Source organism: Shewanella bicestrii, assembly GCF_002216875.1.
Taxonomy (GTDB): domain Bacteria; phylum Pseudomonadota; class Gammaproteobacteria; order Enterobacterales; family Shewanellaceae; genus Shewanella; species Shewanella seohaensis.
This window is the reverse complement of sequence record NZ_CP022358.1, coordinates 818,052-844,718: the sequence shown is the minus strand read 5'-3', so window position 1 is coordinate 844,718 and position 26,667 is coordinate 818,052. Positions and strand designations below refer to the sequence as shown.

18 protein-coding genes, 1 pseudogene and 1 riboswitch are annotated in these 26,667 nt (G+C 50.1%); of the genes and pseudogenes, 14 read left to right on the top strand and 5 right to left on the bottom strand.

What is annotated here, in order from left to right; all coding sequences use genetic code 11:
- Window positions 1-21: 21 nt before the first annotated feature.
- Window positions 22-5,325 carry a PAS domain S-box protein gene (locus tag CF168_RS03710; RefSeq protein WP_011718213.1) on the bottom strand — a complete coding sequence of 1,768 codons (5,304 nt, stop codon included), beginning with the start codon at window positions 5,323-5,325 and terminating at the stop codon, window positions 22-24.
- Between the two features lie 151 nt (window positions 5,326-5,476).
- Window positions 5,477-6,835: an alanine/glycine:cation symporter family protein gene (locus tag CF168_RS03705; protein WP_011718214.1), complete on the bottom strand. Its 1,359-nt coding sequence runs from the start codon at window positions 6,833-6,835 to the stop codon at window positions 5,477-5,479.
- 151 nt (window positions 6,836-6,986) lie between these two features.
- A riboswitch (glycine riboswitch) is annotated at window positions 6,987-7,112 on the bottom strand.
- Between the two features lie 367 nt (window positions 7,113-7,479).
- Between CF168_RS03705 and CF168_RS03700 the strand changes: the two are divergent.
- From CF168_RS03700 to napB, 13 genes and pseudogenes are all read left to right on the top strand, one after another.
- Window positions 7,480-8,001: pseudogene (locus CF168_RS03700) on the top strand (ABC transporter ATP-binding protein); the annotation flags it as partial.
- Window positions 8,002-8,155: 154 nt separating this feature from the next.
- On the top strand, window positions 8,156-10,819 hold the full coding sequence (locus tag CF168_RS03695) for an ABC transporter permease (protein ID WP_011718216.1): 2,664 nt from the start codon (window positions 8,156-8,158) through the stop codon (window positions 10,817-10,819).
- Window positions 10,816-12,066 (top strand): lipocalin-like domain-containing protein, encoded by a 1,251-nt coding sequence (locus CF168_RS03690; protein ID WP_011718217.1) that lies wholly within the window; start codon window positions 10,816-10,818, stop codon window positions 12,064-12,066. The genes CF168_RS03695 and CF168_RS03690 overlap by 4 nt, the downstream gene beginning before the upstream one ends.
- A 234-nt stretch (window positions 12,067-12,300) precedes the next feature.
- The gene (locus CF168_RS03685; RefSeq protein WP_011718218.1) at window positions 12,301-12,672 is read left to right on the top strand and encodes a type IV pilin protein; all 372 of its coding nucleotides are present in this window, start codon (window positions 12,301-12,303) and stop codon (window positions 12,670-12,672) included.
- A gap of 1 nt (window position 12,673) precedes the next feature.
- Window positions 12,674-13,108, top strand: a complete 435-nt coding sequence (locus tag CF168_RS03680; protein ID WP_011718219.1) for a GspH/FimT family pseudopilin — start codon at window positions 12,674-12,676, stop codon at window positions 13,106-13,108.
- A complete protein-coding gene (locus CF168_RS03675; RefSeq protein WP_089068890.1) occupies window positions 13,108-13,506 on the top strand; it encodes a type IV pilus modification PilV family protein in 399 nt (132 codons plus the stop codon). Before CF168_RS03680 ends, CF168_RS03675 begins: the two co-directional genes overlap by 1 nt.
- Window positions 13,507-13,508: 2 nt before the next feature.
- Complete coding sequence (locus tag CF168_RS03670; protein WP_011718221.1) at window positions 13,509-14,051, top strand: PilW family protein; 543 nt, start codon at window positions 13,509-13,511, stop codon at window positions 14,049-14,051.
- A 15-nt stretch (window positions 14,052-14,066) separates the two neighbouring features.
- A complete protein-coding gene (locus CF168_RS03665) occupies window positions 14,067-15,692 on the top strand; it encodes a DUF7305 domain-containing protein (protein WP_089067019.1) in 1,626 nt (541 codons plus the stop codon).
- Window positions 15,693-15,933: 241 nt separating this feature from the next.
- The gene (locus CF168_RS03660; RefSeq protein WP_011718223.1) at window positions 15,934-16,203 is read left to right on the top strand and encodes a chaperone NapD; all 270 of its coding nucleotides are present in this window, start codon (window positions 15,934-15,936) and stop codon (window positions 16,201-16,203) included.
- Window positions 16,200-18,680 (top strand): nitrate reductase catalytic subunit NapA, encoded by a 2,481-nt coding sequence (gene napA / locus CF168_RS03655; protein ID WP_011718224.1) that lies wholly within the window; start codon window positions 16,200-16,202, stop codon window positions 18,678-18,680. Before CF168_RS03660 ends, napA begins: the two co-directional genes overlap by 4 nt.
- Before the next feature lie 52 nt (window positions 18,681-18,732).
- Window positions 18,733-19,467, top strand: a complete 735-nt coding sequence (napG, locus tag CF168_RS03650) for a ferredoxin-type protein NapG (RefSeq protein ID WP_011718225.1) — start codon at window positions 18,733-18,735, stop codon at window positions 19,465-19,467.
- Window positions 19,464-20,447: a quinol dehydrogenase ferredoxin subunit NapH gene (napH, locus tag CF168_RS03645; RefSeq protein WP_089067018.1), complete on the top strand. Its 984-nt coding sequence runs from the start codon at window positions 19,464-19,466 to the stop codon at window positions 20,445-20,447. Before napG ends, napH begins: the two co-directional genes overlap by 4 nt.
- On the top strand, window positions 20,444-20,875 hold the full coding sequence (napB, locus tag CF168_RS03640; RefSeq protein ID WP_089067017.1) for a nitrate reductase cytochrome c-type subunit NapB: 432 nt from the start codon (window positions 20,444-20,446) through the stop codon (window positions 20,873-20,875). The genes napH and napB overlap by 4 nt, the downstream gene beginning before the upstream one ends.
- Window positions 20,876-21,119: 244 nt before the next feature.
- On the opposite strand, the gene CF168_RS03635 is transcribed toward napB, so the two are convergent.
- On the bottom strand, window positions 21,120-21,272 hold the full coding sequence (locus CF168_RS03635) for a hypothetical protein (RefSeq protein WP_011627178.1): 153 nt from the start codon (window positions 21,270-21,272) through the stop codon (window positions 21,120-21,122).
- 94 nt (window positions 21,273-21,366) lie between these two features.
- Between CF168_RS03635 and CF168_RS03630 the strand changes: the two genes are divergently transcribed.
- Window positions 21,367-22,254 carry a LysR family transcriptional regulator gene (locus CF168_RS03630; RefSeq protein WP_089067016.1) on the top strand — a complete coding sequence of 296 codons (888 nt, stop codon included), beginning with the start codon at window positions 21,367-21,369 and terminating at the stop codon, window positions 22,252-22,254.
- Between the two features lie 136 nt (window positions 22,255-22,390).
- Here CF168_RS03630 and fusA read toward each other — a convergent pair whose 3' ends face one another.
- Window positions 22,391-24,484, bottom strand: coding sequence for an elongation factor G (fusA, locus tag CF168_RS03625; protein WP_089067015.1), 2,094 nt, complete (start codon window positions 24,482-24,484; stop codon window positions 22,391-22,393).
- 490 nt (window positions 24,485-24,974) lie between these two features.
- Complete coding sequence (locus CF168_RS03620; RefSeq protein WP_089067014.1) at window positions 24,975-26,426, bottom strand: diguanylate cyclase; 1,452 nt, start codon at window positions 26,424-26,426, stop codon at window positions 24,975-24,977.
- Window positions 26,427-26,667 lie beyond the last annotated feature (241 nt).

Genomic DNA, 26,667 nt, shown 5'->3' with positions numbered 1-26,667 from the left:
CCGCACTCTCTTGACCGGTTTTTAGGTTAATTCCGCAAGCACTTCATCAATCAAATCCACTGCTTCATCAAACTGATACTGATTAATCATAGTCAGGGCTGGGCTGAGCTGCAGCCATAACTTGCTACTCACCTGAGGTTTTAACGCATCGATTTGCGCCACCGCATCTGAGTCAGCATCCTCTAGGCTTTGTCGCAGCTGTTTTAAGGCGGTGACTAGCGCCTCTGGCGAGAGTTGTTCGCTCGTCGATGTAGTCGACTCCTCAAACTGCGGCTTGACCCGCTCAATGGCATCACAAATCGACGCCACTAGCGCTTGGATTTGGTCTAACTCAGTTTGGTATTCGCTCTTCTCACTTAAGTGCAACTCTAGTTGGCGGGCTAATTCCACCAGCTTGCTAGAGCTTAAGTTACCCGCGAGCCCCTTCAAGGTATGCGCCATCCGCACGGCATCGTCACGTTTGTCATTGGCGAGCGCTTTATTGATGAGATCCACCACATTACGCTGACTGGTAACGAAACGATCGAAGCTCCTTTGATACAAACGGGTAGAGTTTTGAACTAATTGTAAGCCCCTATCGATATCCAGCTCAGGATGCTCGGGCCATTTCACCACAGATTCAGAATCTAAGTTGATCGGTTTAACTGGAATATCAACCAGTTGACTCGGTTCTGTGTTATCGACCAGCGACGCGCTGCCACCTAAGTATTTCAACAGGGTTTGATACAGTAGGTTGACCTCAATCGGCTTAGCGATATGGTCGTTCATCCCCGCTCTTAAACACATTTCCTTATCGCCAGCCATCGCATTTGCTGTCATCGCGACCACGGGCAGCTCGGTGAGTTCGGGCCGCTTTCTAAGAGCCTGCGTGGCCTGATAACCGTCCATCACTGGCATTTGGCAGTCCATCAACACCAGATCGAAGCTCTGCTGCTCCAGCTTATCGAGCGCTATCTGGCCGTTAGTGGCAATGGATAAGATAATCCCCACCTGCTCTAAAAACTCGGTGGCCACCTCAAGGTTCATCTCATTGTCTTCAACCAAGAGGATGCGCTTACCCTTAAGCGGCAATAACAGTTTAGGATCGATGCTCTCGCTCTGGCGTCTCACGGGGAGAACTCCCGCCCGACCGAGGGAATTTATAATGCCGTCGAGCAACCTAGATGCACTAATGGGTTTACTGATATATCCGGCCAAGCCAAGTTCTTCAATTTGGCTTAAGAAGTCTTGGTTTGCATGGGCCGACACCATCAAGATCCGCGGTGCCTTCTTCGCCTGTTGCTTGATTTGTTTAGCCGTTTCTATGCCATCGAGGTTCGGCATCTTCCAGTCGATTAAGGCAACGGCATATTCCTGCTGAATACAGCGGGTCACAGCCTCTTCGCCGGAGCGCACAGTATCCACCCTAAAGCCCATGCTTTCTAAGGTGGTGCGCATAATGTCGCGGGCGGTGGCATTGTCATCGGCAACCAGAATCGGCATGCCTTCAAGCTCTTGGGCGACCGTTAGCTTTTGACCGCTGGAAATCTGCAACTTAACGGTAAAATAGAAGGTACTGCCGTGGCCGAACTGACTTTCAACCCCAATGGTGCCGCCCATCAGTTCGACGAGCTGTTTACAAATCGCCAACCCTAAGCCCGTACCGCCGTACTTGCGTGTTGTAGAGGTATCGGCCTGACTGAAGGATTTAAACAGTTTGGCCTGCTGATCTGCGGTTAAACCAATACCGCTGTCGCGCACACTAAAGCGCAGCACCACATCGTCATTTTGCTGCTCAACCAAGTTGAGCGATAACAAGACTTCACCGCGCTCGGTAAACTTAATCGCGTTGTTCATCAAGTTGATCAGCACTTGCCCTAAACGCAGCGAGTCACCAAATAAGTGCCTAGGCACATTGGGCGCCACCGCAAACAGCAGTTCAAGCTGTTTATGGGCCGCCTTCTCGGAGAACATATCGCTGAGATCTTCGAGCATAGTATCGAGCTGGAAGGGCACAGATTCGATATCTAACTTGCCGGCTTCAATTTTAGAGAAGTCGAGGATGTCGTTAATGATGGAGAGTAAGGATTTTGAGGCGCGCTCAATTTTCTCCACATAGTTCTTCTGCTTCTTATCCAGCGCTGTCTGCAAACAAAGTTGCGACATACCGATAATGGCATTCATCGGCGTGCGGATTTCATGGGACATATTCGCGAGGAAATCGCCCTTAGCCTTACTCGCCGCATCCGCCTCCTCTTTCGCCACTAACAGTTCGTCAGATAAGAGTTTCAGCTCTGTCATATCGACCATACTGACCACGGCCGATTCGAACTGCTTCTGGCTATCAAACAGTGCCGACACATTGACCGTCATCCACAGTGGCTCACCATTGGGGCGAATAAAGCTACGTTCACCGCGATAGTGGTCGACTTTACCTTCGGCCAATTCTCTAAACTGAGCCTTAGCGGTTTCTTTATCCTGCAGGCTCAAGACATCGAAAATTGGCACACCGCAGAGTGACTCACGGGTCTGGCCCATGTCTTCGCAATATTGGTCGTTACAGTCGAGGATCACGCCTTTGGCATCGACGTTCACAATGCCAATGGTCGAGCCATCAAATAGCGCCTTAAAGTGCGCCTCGCTAACTGCCAACTCTTCTTCAATGGCTTTACGCTCGGTAATATCCATCACGTAGCCATTCCAAATAATGGCGCCATCATCGTTGTAGTGACCGCTCGCTCCCGCCTCCATCCAGCGAATACTGCCGTTAGGATGGCGATAACGGAACTCACGCACCCATTGCAACTTGTCCTCACTCTTACCCGCTAAGGCACGCACCACCTCGGGGCGTTCCTCATCAAAAATCCGCTCGGCAATGATATTAAAGTCTTTCAGTAAATCTTCGCGGTGTAAGCCCAGCATATGGAATGCCGCGCCGGAGAGGAAAGTAAAGGTATGATCCGCAGGAGAAACCCAGCGCAACTGATACACAGTACAAGGGATAGATTCGGTAATATTGGTGAGTTGCAGGCGCGACGCCTCAAGCTCAACCATGGCCAGTTTGCTCTCGGTGATATCGTCAATACTGCCGTCAAACCACAGTGGGAATCCTTCTTCGGTATAACTCGCCTTGCCCTTTTCATGCACCCAGCGAATGCTGCCGTCACGGTGGCGAATACGGTATTCCACCTCAAAGGTTTCCTGCTGCGCCAGCGCCCTATCGATATGTTGATGGCATAGCTCACGATCTTCTTCCAAGATCAGCGAGGCAAAGGTGCGTTGACGGTTTTCAATAAACTGGCTCGCCGCAAACCCCGTAATATCGGCAATGTTGTCACTGACATATTCCATCACCCAGACATCGCCGATGCGCGTACGATAGACGGCGCCAGGAATATTGGTCACTAGGCCGCGGAACCTTAGTTCACTGTCACGGATTTTTTGCTCTACGGCTAATTTCTGGGTCATATCCCGAATCGATGCCGCCACTTGTCTGCGACCTTCATGATCGGCAGGTAAAATACTCAAGGCGATTTCGGCGACAAACTCCCCGCCATCGGCTTTAAGCGCCCGCACATGGCGCGCATTGGCCATGGGGCGATCGCGGCCTTCACGCAAAAATTGCAGGCGGTCGCGGGCATGGTTGCTGCGCATGGCTTCAGGCAAGAGTGACTCCACCTGTAGCCCTAACATGCTGTTGGCATCGTAACCAAAGAGAATTTGGCAGCGGGTATTAGTGAATACAATTGAGCCCATCTGCTCGACGATCAGCATCGCCTCTGGCGCCGCTTCGAGTACGGCATTAGACCAAGTGGCAGCGGAGAACTGTTCGGTCACATCGGTGAATAACATCTCCACCGACATCAGCTCGCCCGTATCCGAAACCAAGGGCAGCATAAAGAGGTCGAGCATACGTGGGTGGCCACTCGCGTCGAGCAGCTCGACTTGATGGGAAGGAACGTTCTCCCCCTTCAGGGCTAAATCCGTGTATTCCCAGTTTTTTTCATTTAATGGATTGGCGGTAAACAGTCTTTGATACTTACGTTTGAGTAGCTCAGGTGACATGCCCAAGACCTTAGTGACGCCCTCACTCACCTGCGCCAGCTGCCCTGAAGGGTCGAGCGAGCAATAGAAGGACTTATCACTCATGCCATCGATCAGCCGCGCGAAACGGTTACCGCGGGAGTCTAAAATCGCCTGTTCACGCTCGCCGAGGAGTTCCGCCATCTGGTTAAAGGTGCTGCTTAAGGTGACTATCTCACTCACCGCACCTTTGGGGATCGCTAATTGCTGGGCTTTACCCTGACCGAAGGCCAAAATGCCCGACTCCAGCGCCTCAAGCGGCCGAGTCAAACGTTTAGCGGCGATGTAGCAAGTGAGTAATAACAATAGAGTTAATAAACTAAGGTTAAGCACCACGGACGCCACATCATCCAGCAGCGTTGCAAACAGCTGATGTTCGGGCACCATGACAATGACGCGCCATTTGAGCTTAGCGACTGAGGCAACACTGGCGAGATACACAGTGCTCTTATCATCGATAAAGCGCGCCTGTCCGTTTAACCCCTTATCTAATAATGTCCAAAAGTCACTGTTTCGACGGGTATTTCTATCGAGCCATTCGGCGGAGGTCACGGCGAGCACTTTCTCTTTATCGCTGTGGAAGATCAGCCGCCCTTGATCATCGAGTACCACTAATTGGCTTGGCTGCACACCAAGTTGTTCAGGCAATTTATCGAGCGCCAAATCGACGGTCGCCACCCCAAAGTAATCATTTTCAGGGCCAAAAGGCACCGAATAAGTCACCATCAAAGTGTTTCCCGCGCCCTCATCAAAATAAGCCTTAGACCAATAGCCTCCGGGTTGATTAATGGCCTTTGACCACCAATCCCAGGAGCCATCGGTATAGTCATAACCCTCGGCGCCAATATCTAGATAATGGAAGTTGTTGCCATCGCGGTAAACATAGGGGGAAAAGAGTTTTTTATCGGGGAAGGTATAAGGTTTAAACGCAACGGCTGAGCCATAAAAATCGGGATTGCGTTCGATGCGATTAGTGAGTACCCGTTTGATTTTCTCACTATCATTAATGCCCTCCTTATTGGAGATAAACCCAATAAAATCGGCAACACCTTGCGTATTGGCCTGCGCATGTTCGATTAGCAACTGTAGGCGATAGGCGGAATGATTCGACTCCTGGGCTAAGGAATCGTATAGCTTTCGCTCGGCAGAAAGATAATTAAACCAAGCATTAATGCCGTAAACGGCCGTCATGATAAGAATTAAAGGCAGCGCAATATGGGATAGAATTTTGCTGCGGAAGGTACGAAGTTTACTTTTATCCATGGCGTCGCCTCAAAGCCCCCGTTTTTAATCCACCCATTTTTGGGTAACCCTTATAAAGTAAACGAAGAACCCCTTATAAAGTAAACGAAGAACCTTGTGGCGACAATCTTAAAGTTAAAATAATGTGAACTAATATATTGTTTTCACAACATTAATAAATTGGGTCTAATGTACGGTTTGAGAGTGTCCGAACAAAATAGCTTTGGGTTTCGGCAATAATGACGTGCCTTAATCCAATAATGGCAATCAAGTTAGGGATCGCCATTAAACCATTTACCGTATCGGCCAATAACCAGATCACATCCAGCTTGATAAAGGCGCCGACCGCAATCAGGCCTAAAAACAGCATTTGATAGGCACGCAGCCCACGTTCGCCCACTAAGTAATACCAGCAGCGCTCGCCATAGTAGTGCCAACCTAAAATGGTGGTGAATGCAAAACAGACTAAGGCGATGGTCACTAAATACTGACCGATAGCCGCCGAACCGCCTAAGCTAAAGGCCGCGCTGGTCATGGCTGCGCCGGCGGTATCGCCGCTCCAGACACCCGTAATAATCAGTACCAGTCCCGTGATAGTACAGATGATAATGGTATCGAAAAAGGTGCCCGTCATACTGACTAAACCCTGCTCGACCGGCTCATTGGTTTTCGCCGCCGCGGCGGCAATTGGGGCGCTACCGAGGCCAGACTCGTTCGAAAACACCCCGCGGGCAATCCCCATTTGAATCGCCTGCGCCACGGTCGCGCCTAAGAATCCGCCCGCCGCCGAAACAGGCGTAAAGGCCGACTCCACCACTAACTGCAATGCGGGTAAAATCGATTCGGCAAAACTCACTAAAATCCATACACAAGCCAGTACATAACCAATCGACATCGCTGGTACTAACTTTTGCGCCACGTTGGAAATCCGCTTCACCCCACCTAAGGTTACCGCCGCGACTAACAGGGTGAGCACCAGTGCCGTCGCCCAAGTGGGCACCTCAAAGGCAATGGTCAGGGCATCGCTAATCGCATTCACTTGGGCAAAAGTACCAATCCCGAAGAACGCCACCCCCACGCCAAACAGGGCAAACAACTTCGCCATCCAATGTAGGCCCAGCCCCCGCTCGATGTAGTACATGGGGCCGCCTGCAATTTGCCCGCGCGCATCGGTGGTGCGATATTTTACCGCCAACATACATTCGGCATACTTGGTCGCCATGCCGAAGAAGGCCGCCAGCCACATCCAAAATAATGCCCCTGGGCCGCCCATCTTAATCGCGGTTGCCACCCCGACAATATTGCCCGTACCAATGGTGGCGGAGAGTGCCGTGCACAGGGCGGCGAAGGAAGAAAGATCCCCATGCCCTTTGGCGGGTTTAAACAATAAACCGAGGGCCATTGGCAGACGAAATACTTGGATAAGCCGCAAACGCAAGGTGAGATAGATGCCCGTACCTACGAGTAAACACAGGGTAACGGGTCCCCAAACGATACCGTTCAGGCTGCTGAGTAAAGCTTGAAAACTCATGATATTCCTCAATTATTAAACAACTTAATTAATAAAGGAGGAGGAAAAGAAATGGCTGTGACACACCGCTGCCAGCCTAAAGAAAGACTATCACCCAGCCAATAAAGGCAAGGAAAGAGTCCAAAAGACAAACGACAGGGACCGTGCAGTCATCCTCTCCTCTGTCCTTTTGCCTGAGCGTTTCGCAGAATGCATCCATCGACGCACCTACTTTCGCCTTCGGCGCCACCTATTATCGCGACTCAACGCAATCGGTAGTCTCTCCAGAGGCTCGTCCAGTAACAGTCCACGCCTTGCGGCACCTGAAAGAGTGCTTTGGTTCGGGAAAGATCCCAAACAAAGTTGCCTCGTCGGTGTGGGGTTAATTCCCCACTCTCCTGCTACCTTCATCCGAACGGATTGTTAAATCGATAGTCCGCTATCGATTTAACAGGGCGCACAGCATGCAACAAACACAAAAATAGCTCAAGCCCATTTGCTCACAGAATGGGGTTCCAAAACCACAATTGATGATAATTTAAACAGCATAAAACCTAAGTCTGAATCCAAACAAAGTGAACCTTAAGGACCAAATAGCAGTATCTATCAGAAGATAAAATGTTTTATCTTTAGTCGGGCTAAATGTTGCCAGAGTGGAAGGATAAATGTCAGAAGTAGCCAAACTTATCCAAGTGAGTAAAAGTTTTCGCGACGGCGAGCAGCGCCATACAGTACTGCAAGCCGTCGATTTAACCTTGCATCGCGGCGAAACCATCGCACTCACGGGCCCCAGCGGCAGCGGTAAAAGCACACTGCTAAATTTGATCGCAGGCTTTGAAACGCCAGACAGCGGCCAGATAGTGTTGAATAATCAATCCACCCAAGATTGGCAAGACAAACACTGGAGCGAGTTCAGGCACAACCATTTGGGCGTGGTGTTTCAACAATTTAATCTGCTGACTCCGCTCAATGTGAGAAACAACATAGGTTTTTCACTCAATCTCAACGGCGCCAGTTGGAATCCTTGGTGCGATTATCTCGTCGACAAATTGGGGCTGGCTTCGCTGCTCAATCGGCAGGTCGAAGCGCTTTCAGGCGGGCAACAGCAAAGGGTCGCTATCGCCAGAGCCTTAGCCCACAACCCGAGTTTACTGCTGGCCGACGAACCCACGGGCAACCTCGATGATGAATCGGGAAAACAGGTGATGTCGCTGCTATGCGAACTGGCCAAAGAAAGCCAAACCAGCATACTCATGGTCACCCACAGTGAAGAATGCGCCGCTTTTATGCACAAGCGCTGGCATCTTTCCCACGCCGCTGTGTCTATCTCCGGTTAACTAGATGATGAGTCCTGCATTAACCCCTAAGGCCAATCACAGCCAAACCAGAAACCGCCCATGGCTGCGGATCTACTGGGTATTAAAGGTCTTTCTCGCCCACTATCGCCACGCGCCGCTGCAAGCGGGCGCGATTTTGCTTGGCCTTGCCCTCGCCGTGACTTTGCTTATCGGGGTTAAAGCCACCAATGATAATGCTATTCGCAGCTACAGTGAGGCCACAGAACTCTTGAGCCAGCGAGCCGATGTGTTCTTAAGCGCGCCCATTGGCCAAGAAACCCTCGACGAATCAGTGTATTTCAGCCTGCGCCAAGCGGGCATAAGCCAAAGCCTTGCGGTTGTCAGCGGTAGAGTGGCGGGCCTGAACGGCCAGTTCTGGCAAATTGAAGGCAGCGATATCGTCGCAGCACTGACGGCGAGCCTAAGCTCAAAAGAGGAACAAAAGCACAACGCCAGCACAAAGCAAGCAGCCAATCCTAAAATGTCGATGGGAGCGCTGCCGCTCGCCGAGTTAATGAGTGGTGAGCCGATAGTGGTTATCAGTCAGAGCCTTGCCAATAAAATCGCACCCAATGGCCAACTCGACCTCGCGCCCGCGTCTTTTGCACCAGACAAGCTTAAGGTCATCAGTATCGATGATAGCTGGGGGCTGGGCAGTGCGATTCTGACCGATATTTCCCTCGCCCAAACGTTGCTCGGGATGCAAGGCAAACTCAGCTATATCGCCCTATTCAGTGACAGGGATAAGCTCCCCACCTTAAAGCAGCGGCTCGAAACCTTAGGTATTACGCCGCTTCGCGCCAGTTACAGTCAACAAGATCAAGGCCAAGCCTTGATGGCGCTTACCCGCAGCTTTCATTTAAACCTCAATGCGATGAGCATGTTAGCCTTTGTGGTCGGACTGTTTATTGCCTATAACGGTGTGCGTTACAGCCTGATGAAACGCCAACGTCTATTAATCCAATTGCTGCAACAGGGCTTAGCACGGCGTGAAGTCATGCTAGCCCTGCTTGGCGAGTTGCTGCTGTTGGTGGTGTTGGGCTCGCTAATGGGATTTATCCTAGGATTACAGCTGAGTCACTGGTTGCAACCTATGGTCGCTATGACCTTAGAGCAGCTCTACGGCGCCCACTTGTTGCCGGGGATTTGGCAATGGCGTTGGTTGGCCGAAGCGATAACCCTCACCTTAGTCGCCGCCCTAGCCGCCTGTTTACCCTTGTATTTTGACTTAACCCGCCAATCCCTCGCCCAAGGCGCTAATCGTTATCAACAAACGCAGGCCCACAACAAAACCCATGGCAGGCAGTTTATCTTAGCCTGCTGCCTGCTCACGCTCGCCGCAATACTCATGCCCTTCAGCCAAAGCTATAACACCAGTTTGGTATTGTTGGGCATGGTTGCCGTTGCGATTCCATTGTTATTACCACAAGTATTGCATTGGGGCGTTAGCTTGCTGCTGCCATTGACTCGCCCCGGACTTAAGCACTATCTCCTCGCCGAAACCCGCGAGCTTATCGCGCCATTGTCCCTCGCCATGATGGCGATACTGCTGGCACTGAGCGCCAATGTGTCGATGAATACCTTGGTCGGTAGCTTCGAGCAAACCTTAAGAAGCTGGTTAGAAACCCGCTTGCATGCCGATTTATACCTGCGCCCCAGCGCCAACCATATGGCCGAAGTGCGCGATAAATTGAGCCAAGATCCTCGCCTGAGTGGCCTGTATCAGCAATGGCAAGTGGAGGCCGAAGTATCACCCCAAGGGGCGGCGCAAACGATTCCCGTCAACCTAATTAGCCGCGATGATGCATCGATTCAACACACCAGCACACTCAAACAAAGCTTGCCGGATCTCTGGCAAACTTACTTTGAAGGGCGTTACGTGTTAGTCAGCGAACCCATGGCCATTAAGTATCAGCTGCAACTCGGCGATAGTTTGGCGTTAAATGTGCTAGACAAAACCGCCAATAATCCCGTGGTGATCGCCGGGATTTATTACGACCATGGTAATACCCGTAATGAGCTCATCATCAGCCATGAGCTATGGCAACGGGCGCAGCTACCCGTGTTACCCATTAGCCTTGCGGCCAGTTTCCACTCTGTCGAGCCAGAAGAGCAAACCACTGCGACTCAGCGCAAACTCAGTGAGGCTGAGCTAGATGAACTACAAGGGCAATTGGCCGTTACATTGGGCTTAGCACAGGCACAAATTTACAGCCAAGCCAAGATCAAGGCTCAGGCCATTGCCATGTTTAAGCGCACCTTCTCAATCACCTTAGTGCTCAATAGCTTAACTTTATTGGTGGCGGCCATTGGGCTATTTAGCGCCTGCTTGATGTTAACTCAATCCAGGCAAGCGCCATTGGCGAGGCTGTATTCCCTCGGGGTGAGTCGTAACAAATTGCGGACTATGGTGTTCAGCCAAATGCTGCTAGTCGTGGTCATCACTTGCCTGATGGCCATGCCCACAGGTGCACTGCTCGGCTATTTATTGATTGATAAAATCACCCTGCAGGCTTTCGGCTGGACAATCAAGATGATATGGGATTGGTTTGCTTATGGAAAAGCCATCCTCATTGCCTTAGTGACCTGCACCTTAGCCGTACTCTTACCGCTTTACTGGCAAACCCGCAGGCCCTTAATCGCCAGTTTGCAGCAGGAAACCCTATGAGCGCACGCGTACCTCAAACCAAGGCTTGGCACCTTAATCCATTAGCGTGTGCAACGCGATTTAAGATCGGCACAAGCGCAGGCTTTATTTTGAAGAGTGCCATAGGAGGCTTACTGCTTGCGACAATAAGCGGCTGCGATAACGCGCCTTCAACGACCGAGCCTCAATCCATGGGGACTATACTGGGGCAAGCAAGCGCAGATAGCCAAAGCTTTGCCAAGGTCACGCCAGGAAACCACTTTCAATTTCCTCAAGATCACCTCGCCCATCAGGATTTTCGTCAGGAATGGTGGTATCTCACCGCTAATTTAACCACTGAGAATGGTGAGCAACTTGGTGCCCAATGGACGCAATTTAGGGTAGCGCTCAAACCTAAGCACACAGAACCGCAAAACGAGGGAGCGACGCCTAAGACAACTTGGGCGACGGAGCAGCTTTATTTTGCCCATAGCGCACTCACCTCCAGCACTTCTCACCTCGCCCATGAAAAATGGTCGCGGGCGCATCCATCACTTGCAGGGGTAAGCGCAGATCCCTACCAAATTCGCCTCGATAACTGGCAATGGCGCAGTCAGTCAAATGAGTTATTCCCTGCAACCTTGAGCGTTGCAACCGATGACTTTAGTTATCAACTCGAGCTTAACAGCCAAGCGCCACTGCAATATCAAGGGGATAAGGGTTACAGCATTAAGAGTCGCGACGGCAAAGTCGCCTCTTACTACTACAGCCAACCCTTTATCACGATTCACGGTGAAATCACCCGCCATATCAAGATCGATGGCCAAGTGGAAAACCGCGTCGAGAAAGTCACAGGCCAAGGCTGGTTAGATAGAGAATGGAGCTCGCAGTTTTTAAATAAGAGCCAGCAGGGCTGGGATTGGTTTGCCCTTAGGTTAGATGATGGTTCGGCGTTGATGCTATTTCAGCTCAGGGAACAATCCTCCGATAAAGCACAATCGGCCTTTTACAGCGCCAGACGAATGTTTGCAGATGGTACCGGACGCAACATTAATTCCCGCGATAACCCCGATGAGATTAAAATGACCCCACTCGAGTGGCAAACCACCAGCACGGGTAAATACCCGATCCGCTGGCAAGTGCAAATCCCAAGTGAGCAAATCGACATCCGCATTTCCCCCTTAAATCCCAATAGCGCCATGGCGTTATCCACCTCCTATTGGGAAGGCCCGATTGAGCTTAAAGGCAGCCATAGCGGCACAGGTTATATGGAGCTGACGGGCTATTAATCTCCATACGTCTGACTTAGCTCTAATGTGATCTCCATATCAAAAACAGCGACTTAACACGCATTACTCTCATACTATCGATTGCAAATACTGTTGGATTTTCAATCAGTGATTGCATTTCGATGAAAATCCCAATAAATTATTATGACAACGTTGTCAAAACAATCAAAACAACAAGATAGCCATCGTAATCACGGACGATTCTATTCAGTTCAATAACACAGGGAGGGGTGAATGAGCGCTTTACGTAAAGGGTTTACCCTGATTGAACTGATGATCGCCGTCGCCATTATTGGCATTCTTGCCGCCATTGCGATTCCTTCGTTTAATGAGTACTTAAAACAGGGTCGACGCTTCGATGCGCAGCAATATCTCGTCAGTAGCGCCCAAGCGCTAGAGCGCCATTATTCCCGCAACGGCCTGTATCCCGCTTCGCAGAGTTTAACCAACAATGCCTACTACAGTTTTAGCTACACCCCCACCACGGATAAATTAGGTTTTAGCCTCAAGGCCGTCCCCACCAGTCGTCAGTCGGATTCCTGCGGCACCTTAAGCCTCGACCATAAAGGTGTACGCGCCCCTGCAACCCATTGCTGGACCCACTAAGATGGCAAAGCGCACTAAAGCGGGGTTCACCTTAGTCGAATTACTGGTCGCTATCGCCATCATAGGTATCTTGGCGAGCATCGCCCTGCCTTCCTATCGGGATTTGATCGCCAGAGAAAGCCTCACCAGCACGGCGAATGAACTGATCTCCAGTTATAAATTCGCCCGTGGCGAAGCCATCAAGCGCAATCAGGCGGTGACACTGGAAGCGACAGAAGATGGGCGCTGGCTGGTCATCAGCAATCAGGAACAACTCAAGGTCTTTAGCCCATCTAACCGCGGCGTCAGCATCGATGGCTTTAACACCCTCAATATCAATGCGACAGGCAACACCACTAAAACCCAGATGAGCCTCGAAAACACCCAAGGCGAAACGCTCAATCTGTGCATATTGCCAAGCGGGCAAAGTTATTTACAGGAGGCGGCATGCGCATAATGGTGCTGGGTGAGAAACAACAAGGCTTTACCATGACCGAAGTGCTGATTTCGTTAGTGGTTTCGGTCACTTCGCTACTGGCGCTCGGCAAAGCTCAGCTATCTTCATTGCAGCATGCGACCAATAGCTTCCAGTATACGGTCGCCACCATTCAAGCACAGAATGCCATTGAAAGGATCTGGCCGAGGATCTGCGATATTCAGCGCCAACCCGCACGCTTTGAAGATATCAATTTTAGGGCCAGCCTCAGCCAAGATATGCCCAGCGGTTACACCTTAGTGCTACCGAACACTTATCAAGACACTATGCCCATCACTGTGACTTGGCAGGACGGCCGCATTGAGGACAATAACAGTGTGAGCCTCAACGCCAGCTTTCCGCACTTATGTCAGGTGTAGCTATGTCCTTAAGCGCGAAAAAACAGCAAGCGGGATTTAGCTTATCAGAACTGATGATCGCTATGGTGCTTGGGCTGATTATTATGCTGGCCGTGGTCAACTTTTTCGCCCCGCTCAAGGCCACTGTTGAAGAAAGTAAACGCCTCGAAAACGCTGCCGATGCGCTGAGATACGCCACCCTCAGCCTCAGCAAGAGCGTCAAACGTGCATCAAATATTGTATCCCTCAGCGCGAATGAGTTAGTGCTCGCAGTTGCAGCATCCCCTGCCCAACCGAGTTTAACTTGCCTAGGAACCAGCAAAACCAGCGATTACAACGAAACCTACCGTTTTGACGCCCCCAATCTGAGCTGCGACGACGGCGATGGCGCTCAGGTGTTACTCACAGGGCTAGAATCGACCCGTTTTGCACTGAATGGCGAACTGGTGACTGTAGTACTCAAGCCCGAAAAACTCCCCGCGCAATATGGCCAAGGGATCCAGCTCGATATCGCCCTGCGTAAACCCCTATGGCAACAAGCCCTCAACAGCCAACAGAACCCATAAAGCAAGGAAGCCATAATGGACAATCTAAGACCAGCTCTAGGCAATAAGGAACACGGCGCGGTACTGCTTATCGTCTTAGTATTCAGTCTATTAGCGAGTTTGCTGGTGGTCACGTCCCTCAGGGATAACCTAGTGCAAGAGCGACTGAGCGGTAACTTTCAAAAGCAAGTCAATGCGCAGCTACTCGCCGAACAGGGGATGCATGAGAGTTACAACCAACTCAAGACTCAGCTGCAGCGCGCGCCCAATCAAGGCCTGCAAACCCTTTATGAGCAACTCCCCGCCGAAGCCGATGGCAGCCTCGAAGGCAGCAGTTATGCCCTCGAAAACGGCCAAATCGCTGGGGCCGATCTTAGCCTCGACAGTCGTGGTAATCATCTAGAGGGCGAGGCCAAACTCAACGCCCAGTTCACACTGCAGGGCAGTCACGGAAATACGATTTTCAATGATGCGATAGTGTCCTGCGAAAGCTTAAACCTTACCGGCAGCAGTAGCATCGATGGCTACGATTCCCGTAAAGGGGCCTATGGCGATAGCATCAGTAATGGCCAAGGTGGCAGTGAGCTTAATCAACACGGCAAAGGCAATGTCACGACCATTGAGCCCAATGCCAATATTACGCTCACGGGCAACGCACCAATTTACGGCGATGTTAGCGCCACGGGCAGCGTCACCCTCACCGGCTCGTCGGATATCCACGGCAGCATTCAAGCCAATAATGATGTCACCCTAGGCACAGGGACCATAGGCGGGAATGTCGCGGCGGGCAATAACTTTAACTTGGCCAATAGCGGCACGGTGGCAGGTTCGGTCAAAGCCAATAATAATGCCGCCACGGCGCCCAAAGCCCAAGTGAATGGCACACTGCAATATGGCGGCGACGGTAACTTTCATCAGGACAGCCAGATTGGCAACTTAGTCAACGCACGCCCTAATGTGCCGCCCGTGCCGACAAAATCCTGTGACCCATTAGATATTGGCGCTGTGATGGGCGGCTTTAAGATGCCAAATAACGGCGCGCGCAGGATTGATTCAAACGCCAATGTCACTATCACGCCATCGGGGTCGAGTAAGACCGAACTCGGCTGGAAAGGTGATTATTTCCCGAGCCTTACCCCCACGTCAGAAAACATCTTCGGTAGTGACACCCCAGTATTTAACCTCGACAGCTTAGTCATGAGCGCCGATGGCGTGCTCAATATCAGTGGCGGCGATGTCACCCTGATAGTCAATGGTGACTTTAAGATGAGTGGCTCGAATCAGCTAAATATTGCCCCGGGCTCGAGCCTTACGCTGTTTGTGGGCGGTGAAGTCGCCTTTACGGCGGGAACAAACAACGGTAACAACATTAAGGGACAAACCCTAACCGACAGCAACAAGCCGCCACTGTCTATTTTTTCTGGCTCGGATAAGGATGTCACCGTCAGCGGTAATGTGCCGATTTATGCCGCGCTCTACGCCCCCAAATCTAAGGTTAATCTTCCCGGCGGCCCAGAGATTTTCGGCTCGGTGAGGGGCAAATCCATCACAGCCACCGGAAATGGAAAAATCCATTATGACAATGCCTTAGGCGCTGCCGACTTAGGCGAAGGTAATGCTAATCCCGCGGTCATCCTGCTCAAGCAATGGCAATATTTGTAGAGCTAATGCCCACGTTTAACTCACTCGCTGGCTCCCTCTCCAAAGGGATAGGGATTGTGTAAATTTCAAACTGAGAGTTAGATCACGCGCAAAACTTTGATCCCGATCGACTATCCCCGCCAATACCTCTTGCGAGGTATACCCACATTTTTTATCAGGTCTAGACTCACAGTTATCCACATTGAGTTGTCGCGATGTTTATCGAAAACAACTGAATGAATCTCAAGATAAAGGTACCGCTATGAGTCAGGAATACCATGTCACCAGTCTTGTGGTACATGCCGCCCCTTATGCCTTACAACAGGTTGAGGCCGATATTGCTGCATTAAAGGGCTGCGATATCCACGCCATTTCCCCCGAGGGCAAGTTCGTTATTACCCTCGAAGGCAATAGCCAAAAAGCCATTCTCGACAATGTTGAAGCCATCAATGCCCTGTCCGGCGTGTTATCCGCCAGTTTGATTTACCACCAAGTAGAACCCTTAGAACAAGAGAGTGAGGAAACACTATGAGCATTAGCCGCCGCGAGTTTCTCAAGGCTAACGCAGCGGTTGCCGCTGCCACGGCCGTTGGCGTCACGCTTCCCGTGAAAATGGTCGAAGCCGCCGAGTCAGATAACATTAAGTGGGATAAAGCCCCCTGCCGTTTTTGCGGTGTGGGTTGTAGCGTATTAGTCGGTACCAAAGCCGGTAAAGTCGTCGCGACTAAGGGCGATCCCGAAAGCCCAGTTAACCGTGGTTTGAACTGTATTAAGGGTTACTTCCTGTCGAAAATCATGTACGGCAAGGACAGATTAACCACGCCGCTGCTGCGGATGAAAGACGGCAAATACCACAAAGAAGGCGAGTTTACCCCAGTAAGCTGGGATGTTGCCTTCGATACTATGGCCGCTAAGTGGAAAAACAGCATCGCCACTAAGGGCCCTACCTCAGTCGGTATGTTCGGCTCGGGCCAGTGGACCATTTGGGAAGGTTATGCCGCCTCTAAATTACATAAGGCCGGATTCTTAACCAACAATATCGACCCTAACGCCCGCCACTGCATGGCATCGGCCGTAGGTGGCTTTATGCGTACCTTCGGTATCGACGAGCCTATGGGGTGTTACGATGACTTAGAAGCCGCCGACCAATTTGTGCTCTGGGGCGCTAACATGGCAGAGATGCACCCGATCCTGTGGGCACGCTTATCCGACCGTCGTTTAAGCCACAAAGACTGCCGCGTACATGTGCTATCCACCTTCGAGAACCGCAGTTTCGACTTAGCGGACAATCCTATGGTGTTCCGTCCACAGTCAGACTTAGTGATCCTCAACTTTATCGCTAACTACATCATCCAACACAAAGCCGTGAATACCGACTTTGTGACTAAACATACTAAGTTTGCTCTCGGTGTGGATGATATCGGTTATGGTCTACGTCCAGATCATCCGTTAGAGAAGAAAGCCAAAAACCCAGGCAATGGTAAGTCTAGCCCTATCAGCTTCGAAGAATACGCTAAGTTCGTCAGCACTTATACGCTGGAATATGCGGCGAAAATGAGTGGTGTAGAGCCTGAAAAATTAGAAACCTTAGCTAAGGCCTACGCCGATCCTAAGGTCAAAGTCATGAGTCTGTGGACCATGGGGATCAACCAGCACGTACGTGGTGTGTGGGCAAACAACATGCTCTACAACATCCACTTACTCACAGGTAAAATCGCTACCCCAGGTAACAGCCCATTCTCATTAACGGGTCAACCTTCGGCCTGTGGTACTGCCCGTGAAGTCGGCACCTTCGCCCACCGCTTACCTGCGGATATGGAAGTGGCCAACGATAAACACCGCGCCATCACAGAAAAAGTGTGGCAGCTACCAGAAGGCACCATTCCGCCAAAACCCGGCTTCCATGCCGTGCTGCAAAGCCGCATGCTCAAAGACGGTAAGCTCAACTGCTATTGGACCATGTGTACCAACAATATGCAGGCGGGTCCGAATATCAACGATGAAATCTACCCCGGTTTCCGTAACCCAGAAAACTTTATCGTGGTATCCGATCCATACCCAACCGTCACCGCCATGGCCGCTGACTTAATTCTGCCCACCGCCATGTGGGTTGAGAAAGAAGGTGCCTACGGTAACGCCGAGCGCCGCACCCATATGTGGCATCAACAGGTCAAAGCGCCAGAAGGGGCCAAGTCGGATCTGTGGCAATTAGTCGAGTTCTCAAAACGCTTTAAAGTGTCTGAAGTGTGGCCGGCTGAGCTTATCGCTAAACAGCCAGAATATGCTGACAAAACGCTTTATGAAGTGCTGTTTGCCAACGGCGTCATCAACAAGTTCCCAACCACAGATTGTAAGGGCGACTTAAACGATGAAAGTGCGCACTTTGGCTTCTATCTGCAAAAAGGCATTTTCGAAGAATATGCCGCCTTTGGTCGCGGCCATGGCCATGACTTAGCCGACTTTGACCGTTACCACGAAACCCGTGGCCTACGCTGGCCTGTGGTTGAGGGCAAAGAAACCCTGCGCCGCTTCGTTGAAGGTAGCGATCCTTATGTGAAGGCAGGAGAAGGCTACAAGTTCTACGGTAAACCCGATGGCAAAGCGGTGATTTTCGCCCTGCCCTACGAACCTGCAGCAGAAGAGCCAAATGAAGAATACGATCTGTGGATGTCTACCGGCCGTGTACTCGAACACTGGCATACAGGTTCGATGACCGCCCGTGTACCTGAGCTGTACCGCGCTTACCCCGATGCACAAATCTTTATGCATCCTGAAGACGCTAAAGCCCGTGGTCTGCAACGTGGTGATGAAGTGCTAGTCGCATCTCCCCGTGGTGAGGTCAAAACCCGTGTCGAAACCAAAGGCCGTAACAAACCGCCACGCGGCGTGGTGTTTATGCCCTTCTTCGATGCGCGTCAGTTAGTTAACAAGTTGATTCTGGATGCGACCGATCCACTGTCAAAAGAAACTGACTTTAAGAAGTGTCCCGTAAAAGTGATGAAGGCCTAAGCCCTCATTTGATAGCGATAAGCGTATTTGAAAGCGATTAAGGAGTGCTAAGGTGAGTCAGCAAGTGAAGAGTCCATTCACAGTCAAGCAAGTCAACCGTCGCCAGTTTTTGGCAACGACGGCTAAGGCTGGCTGCGTGATGGGGCTCGTGGGATTAGGCTTGACGGCCACGGCAAAAAGCCAAGGCCAGCTCGCCCCCCAAGCTTGCAGACCGCCGGGCGCCCTTGAAGAAAGCGATTTTCTCTCCGCCTGTGTGCGTTGCGGTTTGTGTGTCGAGGCTTGTCCCTACGATACCCTATCGCTGGCACGCTGGTTTGATGGCGCCGCCACTGGCACGCCATTCTTTACCGCAAGACGCATTCCCTGCGAAATGTGTGAGGATATTCCCTGCATCAAAGCCTGCCCTTCGGGCGCGCTTGATCCTCAACTTGAGCAAATTAGCGATGCTAAGATGGGTGTTGCGGTACTGATAGATGAGAAAAACTGCCTAAACTTTAAGGGATTACGTTGTGACGTCTGTTATCGGGTTTGTCCGTTAATCGACAATGCCATCACCTTAGAACGCCAACGCAATCAACATAGCGATCACCACGCCATGTTTTTACCCACAGTCAACAGCGATACCTGCACGGGTTGCGGTAAATGCGAGCATGCCTGCGTGCTCGACACGGCCGCGATTAAGGTGTTACCGACCACTCTGGCGCTCGGTAAAGCGGCGGCGCATGACACTTATATCAACACCGAGGAAACCACCTTAGAGATGTTGAATAAGGGGCTAACGCTATGAGTAACAAGTCCATGAATAACCAGACCATGAACTCAAAAGCCCGCATGCAAGGCGAGCATGCCGCAGCCATTGCAGAACTCGGTTGGTTTGGCGCACACAAATATTTGCTACTACGCCGCGCGGTGCAATTCGGCTTATTAGGCTTATTTGCACTTGGGCCATTACTGGGAATTTGGCTATTTAAGGGTAATTTATCGGCCAGTTTACTGCTCGATACCATTCCCTTGGCCGATCCACTCGTGAGCTTACAAATGCTCATTAGCGGGCATATTCCCGAGCTTAGTCTACTGGTAGGCGCAGCTTTGATCATACTATTTTATGCCCTCGCCGGTGGCCGGGTGTTTTGCAGTTGGGTGTGTCCAGTCAATCTGGTTACCGATGCCGCAAGCTGGCTCAGACGTAAATTGAACCTTCCTCGCACCAGCGAGTTACCACGCAATTTACGTTATTACCTGCTGGCACTCGTGCTGTTATTGCCACTGCTCACAGGCAACTTGATTTGGGAATGGGTTAACCCAGTTCCCTTAGTCTATCGCGCCGTGCTATTTGGCAGTCTCAGTGGTTTATGGATCTTAGCGGCGATATTTCTGCTGGATCTGTTTATCGCCGAACGCGCTTGGTGTGGCCACCTGTGTCCAACAGGCGCCCTATTTGGCTTAATCGGCAAATGGAGCCCCATCAAAATCGTCGCCAGCAAAGCCAGTGCCTGTGATAACTGCATGGATTGCTTTGCCGTTTGCCCTGAACGCCAAGTATTAAAGCCAGCGTTAAAAGGGCAAAACCCGGTGATCACTAGCCCAGACTGCACCCAATGCGGCCGCTGTATCGACGTCTGCGCACAACGCGTATTTCGCTATCAAACACGCTTTACGGCCACTCAGGCTCAACTTAGTAAAGGCGACTCGACCGATTGTCAGTCGCCATCAACCACTTCACCAATTCGTCAACACATTGCCCCCAAGGCGGAGAATGACCAATGAAAAAAATACTCACCTTAGCTGCGATTGTATTAGCCATCGGCGGCTGCTCAGGCCAACAGGCAGACTCTCAAGCCACACCCGTAAACATCAAATCCCTCGCCGGCGATAGCGCGGTAACGGATATTCGCCCAGCCGATGCCATGCCCGTCTATCCAAGCCGTGGCAAGGCGCTAGAGCGCAGCTTTACCGACCAACCGCCACTCATTCCCCATAAGGATGATTACAAAATCACCTTGGATAAGAATGGCTGTTTAACTTGTCACAGCTGGGATAAAGCCCCGCGGATGAAGGCCACACCAGTGGCGAAGTCCCACGTAATCGACGATAAAGGCACGCTCAATGGCCATAACTATTTCTGCACCCAGTGCCACGTTGCACAGGCAGAAAACAAGGCGCCTTTAGTCGAGAACAAGTTCTCAAATCAATAACACAGCACTTCCCTGCCCACAAAAGCCACTGCTAACCCAGTGGCTTTTTATTTTCCGCAGCGCTAAGCTTTGCCCGCATTGTGTTCAAAGTACTGTGTTAGGAGCGCAGCTAAGACTGAAGATTAAAACGCAGAGAATGAAATACAGAGCGTTAAACAAGCATGCAATGAGATAGGAGAGCAGGGAAAGAAAACGGGTGGGAACAGAACGCGAACACGAAACGATTAAAAAGTAAAAACCCAGCCTAGGCTGGGTTTACTTGTTGTTTTGCTTTATGCAAATCACCCGCTGGAGCCGTTAATCTGGTTTGCACCGCTTTAGCTGTTTGCACATTCTTTGCTTCAGGCATAGCTGCCTGCCACAAAGCACCGACCCATAAACTTGATGTGGATTTCATTGGTTATTCCCCTGTTCTGTTAACGAGCTCAAAGTAATACTTAGGCCATCATCAGTAAAATGAATTAACGCCATACCATGGATTCCATTTAAGCATGAATATCCCAATCAAGACCTTGCAATGTTTTCTGACCTTAGTCGAAACAGAAAACTTCACTCGAGCCGCGGAAAAATGCTTTATCACCCAGCCGACGCTCAGCAAGATCATCCAAAGGCTCGAAGAGAGCTTAGGAGAGACGCTGCTAATACGTAACAATCAAAAGGTCGAGCTGACCCAAGCGGGACAACTGTTTGAGCACAGCGCACGGGAAATTCTCGGGCAATGGCATAGATTGCAGGAGGACATGAGCAACTTAAGCGGACTTAAGTCGGGACGATTAAGATTAGGCGTCTGCCCTATGATGAGCAGTTTAATTATCGGGCTGCTTACCAGTTACCGGAAACGCTATCCCGGCGTTGAACTACAAATGTATGAATACGGCGGGTTTGGTTGTGAGCAAGCGCTGCTGAATAACAGCTTAGACATCGCCTTTACTGCACTGCCAACCACCCATGAGACAGAGCTGGTGAATCAACCGCTCACTAAGTATCCCCTGCTCGCTTGTTTGCCCGATGGGCATCCGCTCGCCAGTCAATCCCACCTCAGCTGGCAGGATTTTGAGCCCTATCCCTTTATTCTCTATAACGAGGATTTCTCCCTCGCTAAGTTAATCAATCGGCTAAGTCGTAAGGCGGGAGTGCAACTCAATATCGCGTTTCGAAGCGGCCAATGGGATTTTCTCGCCGCCATGGTCGAGGCCGATATGGGCCTAGCGATTTTACCCGAACCTATTTGCCAAAAACTCAGCACCAGCAAGCTAGTGTTTAGACCTATGCAACCGGCTATGACCTGGGATTTAGCGCTCATTTGGCGGCAAAATCTACCTTTAACCCCTGCGGCCAATGCGCTACTGGAACTGAGTAAACAGAAAGCACTGCGTTAAACAGCTCCTTCAAGGCTTAGGATTGGACTAAGCCTTAAGCTTCACCACTCATGCTGTTTTACCTTAAATTTCACCCATAAAAAAACCGCTGCAAGCCTTGGCTTAGCAGCGGTTTCTATTTAGAGGAAGTTAAGAATTACTTCTTAGCTTCAGCAGCTTTACGCTCTTTAACTTGCTCAACAACTTTGTCCGCAACGCTGTTTGGACATGGGCTGTAGTGTGAGAACTCCATAGAGAACTGACCACGGCCTGAAGTCATTGTACGCAGAGTACCGATGTAACCGAACATTTCTGATAACGGAACGTCAGCCTTAACGCGAACACCAGTTACACCAGCAACTTGGTCTTTGATCATGCCGCGACGACGGTTTAAGTCACCGATTACGTCACCTACGTTGTCTTCTGGGCTGAACACGTCAACTTTCATGATTGGCTCAAGCAGTTGTGGTTTAGCTTTAGCAATAGACTGACGGAATGCCGCTTTAGCAGCGATTTCGAACGCGATTGCTGAAGAGTCAACTGCGTGGTAAGCACCGTCAGTCAGTTCGAACTCAACGTCTAACACTGGGAAGCCAGCGATAGTACCAGTGTTCATCATGCTCGCGAAGCCTTTCTCAACTGCTGGCCAGTATTCCTTAGGAACGTTACCACCAACAACTGAAGACTTGAACACGAAGCCAGAGTTTGGCTCACCTGGGCGGATGATGTATTCGATCTTACCGAATTGACCAGAACCACCAGATTGTTTCTTGTGGGTGTATTGGTCTTCAACCATTTGAGTAATGGTTTCACGGTATGCTACTTGTGGTTCACCCACGATCAGCTCAACACCGTAAGTACGCTTCAGGATGTCCACTTTAATGTCTAAGTGCAGTTCACCCATACCTTTAAGGATGGTTTCACCTGAATCTTCATCAGTTTCTACGCGGAATGATGGATCTTCTGCGATCATCTTACCGATAGCGATAGCCATCTTCTCGCTGCCGCCTTTGTCTTTTGGCGCTACTGCGATAGAGATAACTGGCTCTGGGAACACCATCGCTTCCAGAGTACATGGGTACTTAACATCACACAGAGTGTGACCAGTTTGTACGTTCTTCATACCCACGATAGCGATAATGTCACCAGCTTCAGCTGATTCAATTTCGATACGATCGTTTGCAAGCATTTCGCACATACGGCCGATACGCTCAGTCTTACCAGTTGCACTGTTAAGAATGGTATCACCTTTCTTCAGGCGTCCAGAGTAAATACGTACGAAGGTCAGGGCGCCGAAACGGTCGTCCATGATCTTGAATGCTAATGCTTTTAATGACTCATCAGCAGAAACGATTGCGTATTCGCCAGTTTCGTTGCCTTCTTCGTCAGTTAAAGGTTGTGGATCAACTTCGTTTGGTGCTGGCAGGTAGTCAACAACAGCGTCTAGAACCAGTTGCATACCTTTGTTCTTGAACGCAGAACCACAGAATGTTGGGAAGAATGCCATAGTACGAGTACCCTTACGGATACAACGCTTCAGGTCTTCAATAGATGGCTCTTCGCCTTCCATGTAAGCTTCTAACAGGTCGTCATCTTGCTCAACAGCCGTTTCGATCAGCTGTTCACGGTATTCTTCAACTAAGTCAACCATGTCAGCAGGGATCTCTTGGATAGAGTAGTTTTCTGGTAAACCAGTTTCATCCCACACGTAAGCTTGGCGAGTTAACAGGTCAACAACACCTTTGAATTCATCTTCAATACCGATTGGTAGAACCATAACCAATGGTGTAGCAGCTAGAACGTCTTTAGTCTGCTTAACAACGCGTAAGAAGTCAGCACCCATACGGTCTAACTTGTTTACGAAGATGATACGAGCAACTTCAGATTCGTTAGCATAGCGCCAGTTAGTTTCTGATTGAGGCTCAACACCACCAGAACCACAGAATACAGCGATACCGCCGTCAAGAACCTTAAGAGAACGGTAAACTTCAACTGTGAAGTCAACGTGTCCAGGGGTGTCAATAACGTTGAAACGGTGGTCTTTCCAGAAACAGCTTACTGCTGCTGATTGAATAGTAATACCGCGCTCAGCTTCCTGAACCATGAAGTCTGTTGTAGATTCACCGTCGTGGGTTTCACCAGCTTTGTGAATTCTACCAGTTAGCTTAAGAATACGCTCGGTGGTCGTGGTTTTACCCGCGTCAACGTGAGCGAAGATACCAATGTTTCTGTATTTGGATAATTCGGTCATGATTCAACTTTAATGATTAGTTTAAGAAGTAGACGGAGTATGCGACAAACCACCGACACACCGCACATCAGATTATTTTAGGCGCATATTGTAAATTGGAACCCCGCTATGCGCAAATGGCTCTTGCAATTTTTCACGATAAAGTCGCGGAAAAAATTAAAAAAAAATAAGAAAAATATGTGAAAACAATTAAATAAAAAAATTTAGCTCAATATTCAATCAATTAGTAAAAACCCTAAAAATAAGCCGATTTTCATCGAGACTGATGTTTTTCCATGCTTTAGCTGTTAACAAACAGCCATAAACCCGCTCTAAGCCTGTCAACAAATAGCCTTGAGCCAGTCAATCAACAACCTTGAGTTGACTCACTGTGTGCGCAACTCAGTAAAAATCGTGCGAACTGGGAAGGTTTTCTAGGATAAATAGCGGATTTCTGGATAAAAACCGCTACGAGCTTAGGAATGGACTTAAATCTTACCAAGCAAGGCAGCTACAGATGAGTGTCATCGACACAAATCTGATCCCGCCCCAGCGCTTTTGCCTGATATAGCGCCTTATCAGCCCGCTCAAAACATGATTGCATCGGCTCATTGGCCGCGAGTTTGGCAATCCCGAAACTACAAGTGAGCTGAACATCGCCACTAAAATGGTACTCACTGATGGCGGTTGTGATCCGCTGACACAGCGACTTCACGGCCTCGAGTAAGGTGTTATGGCAAAGGATCACAAACTCTTCCCCGCCCCAGCGTGCAACCACATCACTTTCACGCACACAGTGCTGCAATACCGAGGACAACTCCCTCAAAATAGTATCCCCAACGGAATGGCCTAAGGTGTCATTGATCTCTTTAAAGAAATCGATATCTAACATCACCAAGCAAATAGCCCCTTGCGTGGAAGCGGCGGCGCGGTGTTCATGGACAAATTGTCGATTAAAGTAATGCCGATTGTAGAGTTTAGTGAGCGGATCGTGGGTGGATAAAAACTCAAGCTCGGTATTGCTTTGCTCTAATTGCAAGCGCAATTCCTCAAGCTGCTGGTTTTTATCGGTTAGCCGGCGATTGTAACGACTGATCATATAAGTGCGCGTTACCAGTAGGCACACGACTAACAGTGTCGCCGCAATCACTTGATAGATAAGTAAGTAGTTGGTTTCATCGATAATGGTAATGTTGTTCCATTTCTGGTAAATCCTGATCCGCTCCAGCTCATCCACATTGTCTAGCACTTGATTGATTAATGGCAGCAGCGCCTCATGCCCAGAACTCACCCCCACCCGCAGTTCATCCTCCGGGCCACCCCAACCGGCAATTTTAAGGTGATTGAATCCTGTCTGCTGAATATAGGCATTAACGGAAAACATCGATCCCACAAAGAGGTCGACCTTTTTCTCGAGCACGGCTTCAAGCCCCGCAGGCTCGCTCGCCACTTTAATGGTGCGAACCTTGGGATAGTAATGCTGAATATATTCGGCGAGACGATAGCCATCAGGCACCGCCAAGGTGCGCGGACCGATGTTTTCAAACCCTTGCAAAAAGGGTTCGTCCTTGAGAGACACTAATACATTGGGGGAACGAAAATACACATGGCTGAAATGTAAAAACGGCTCCCGAGTCGCCGTCTTATTGAGGAGTGGGGTTAAATCACAGCGCCCCGTTTGTAGAAAATCTAAGGTTTGTGTCCAAGAGGTGGTGGGCACAAGACTAAACTTTAACGACGAATGGGCTTCGATATAACGAATATAATCCGACGAAATCCCCACATGTTGACCGTCACGAATCGCTTCATAGGGTAACCAATCAGGGTCGACGCAGTAACGCACCAACTGGGTGGCATTGGCAAATTCATCGTCTGCAGCATTAAGGTATGAGGCCAAGCGCTCGGCATTGACACATAAAGGTGAGCATAAACAAAGGAGTAAAACCCAGAATCTGCAACCCATGTCGCTTCTCTAATACACTCAGCAATTCGTCTTACAAGGTAAAAAAAGTGTATACGCGATATTAAGATAATACCAATAAACCCTAAATTGATTATGGAAATACACGCTGGGATGTATCCAGCGACTGTTATACCAATTGTATTAAATATCTGTTCATTCAGCGGGAGTTCAACGCGCTTTAGACAAGGCGAAGGCTTGAAGGCATAGTGGTGCTCTGTCGAAAGCCTTAAACGCAGTATAA

Coding starts and splice junctions, on each gene's coding strand:
- CF168_RS03710 (WP_011718213.1), bottom strand. CDS start 5,325: ATGGATAAAAGTAAACTTCGTACCTTCCGCAGCAAAATTCTATCCCAT.
- CF168_RS03705 (WP_011718214.1), bottom strand. CDS start 6,835: ATGAGTTTTCAAGCTTTACTCAGCAGCCTGAACGGTATCGTTTGGGGA.
- CF168_RS03695 (WP_011718216.1), top strand. CDS start 8,156: ATGATGAGTCCTGCATTAACCCCTAAGGCCAATCACAGCCAAACCAGA.
- CF168_RS03690 (WP_011718217.1), top strand. CDS start 10,816: ATGAGCGCACGCGTACCTCAAACCAAGGCTTGGCACCTTAATCCATTA.
- CF168_RS03685 (WP_011718218.1), top strand. CDS start 12,301: ATGAGCGCTTTACGTAAAGGGTTTACCCTGATTGAACTGATGATCGCC.
- CF168_RS03680 (WP_011718219.1), top strand. CDS start 12,674: ATGGCAAAGCGCACTAAAGCGGGGTTCACCTTAGTCGAATTACTGGTC.
- CF168_RS03675 (WP_089068890.1), top strand. CDS start 13,108: ATGGTGCTGGGTGAGAAACAACAAGGCTTTACCATGACCGAAGTGCTG.
- CF168_RS03670 (WP_011718221.1), top strand. CDS start 13,509: ATGTCCTTAAGCGCGAAAAAACAGCAAGCGGGATTTAGCTTATCAGAA.
- CF168_RS03665 (WP_089067019.1), top strand. CDS start 14,067: ATGGACAATCTAAGACCAGCTCTAGGCAATAAGGAACACGGCGCGGTA.
- CF168_RS03660 (WP_011718223.1), top strand. CDS start 15,934: ATGAGTCAGGAATACCATGTCACCAGTCTTGTGGTACATGCCGCCCCT.
- napA (WP_011718224.1), top strand. CDS start 16,200: ATGAGCATTAGCCGCCGCGAGTTTCTCAAGGCTAACGCAGCGGTTGCC.
- napH (WP_089067018.1), top strand. CDS start 19,464: ATGAGTAACAAGTCCATGAATAACCAGACCATGAACTCAAAAGCCCGC.
- napB (WP_089067017.1), top strand. CDS start 20,444: ATGAAAAAAATACTCACCTTAGCTGCGATTGTATTAGCCATCGGCGGC.
- CF168_RS03635 (WP_011627178.1), bottom strand. CDS start 21,272: ATGAAATCCACATCAAGTTTATGGGTCGGTGCTTTGTGGCAGGCAGCT.
- CF168_RS03630 (WP_089067016.1), top strand. CDS start 21,367: ATGAATATCCCAATCAAGACCTTGCAATGTTTTCTGACCTTAGTCGAA.
- fusA (WP_089067015.1), bottom strand. CDS start 24,484: ATGACCGAATTATCCAAATACAGAAACATTGGTATCTTCGCTCACGTT.
- CF168_RS03620 (WP_089067014.1), bottom strand. CDS start 26,426: ATGGGTTGCAGATTCTGGGTTTTACTCCTTTGTTTATGCTCACCTTTA.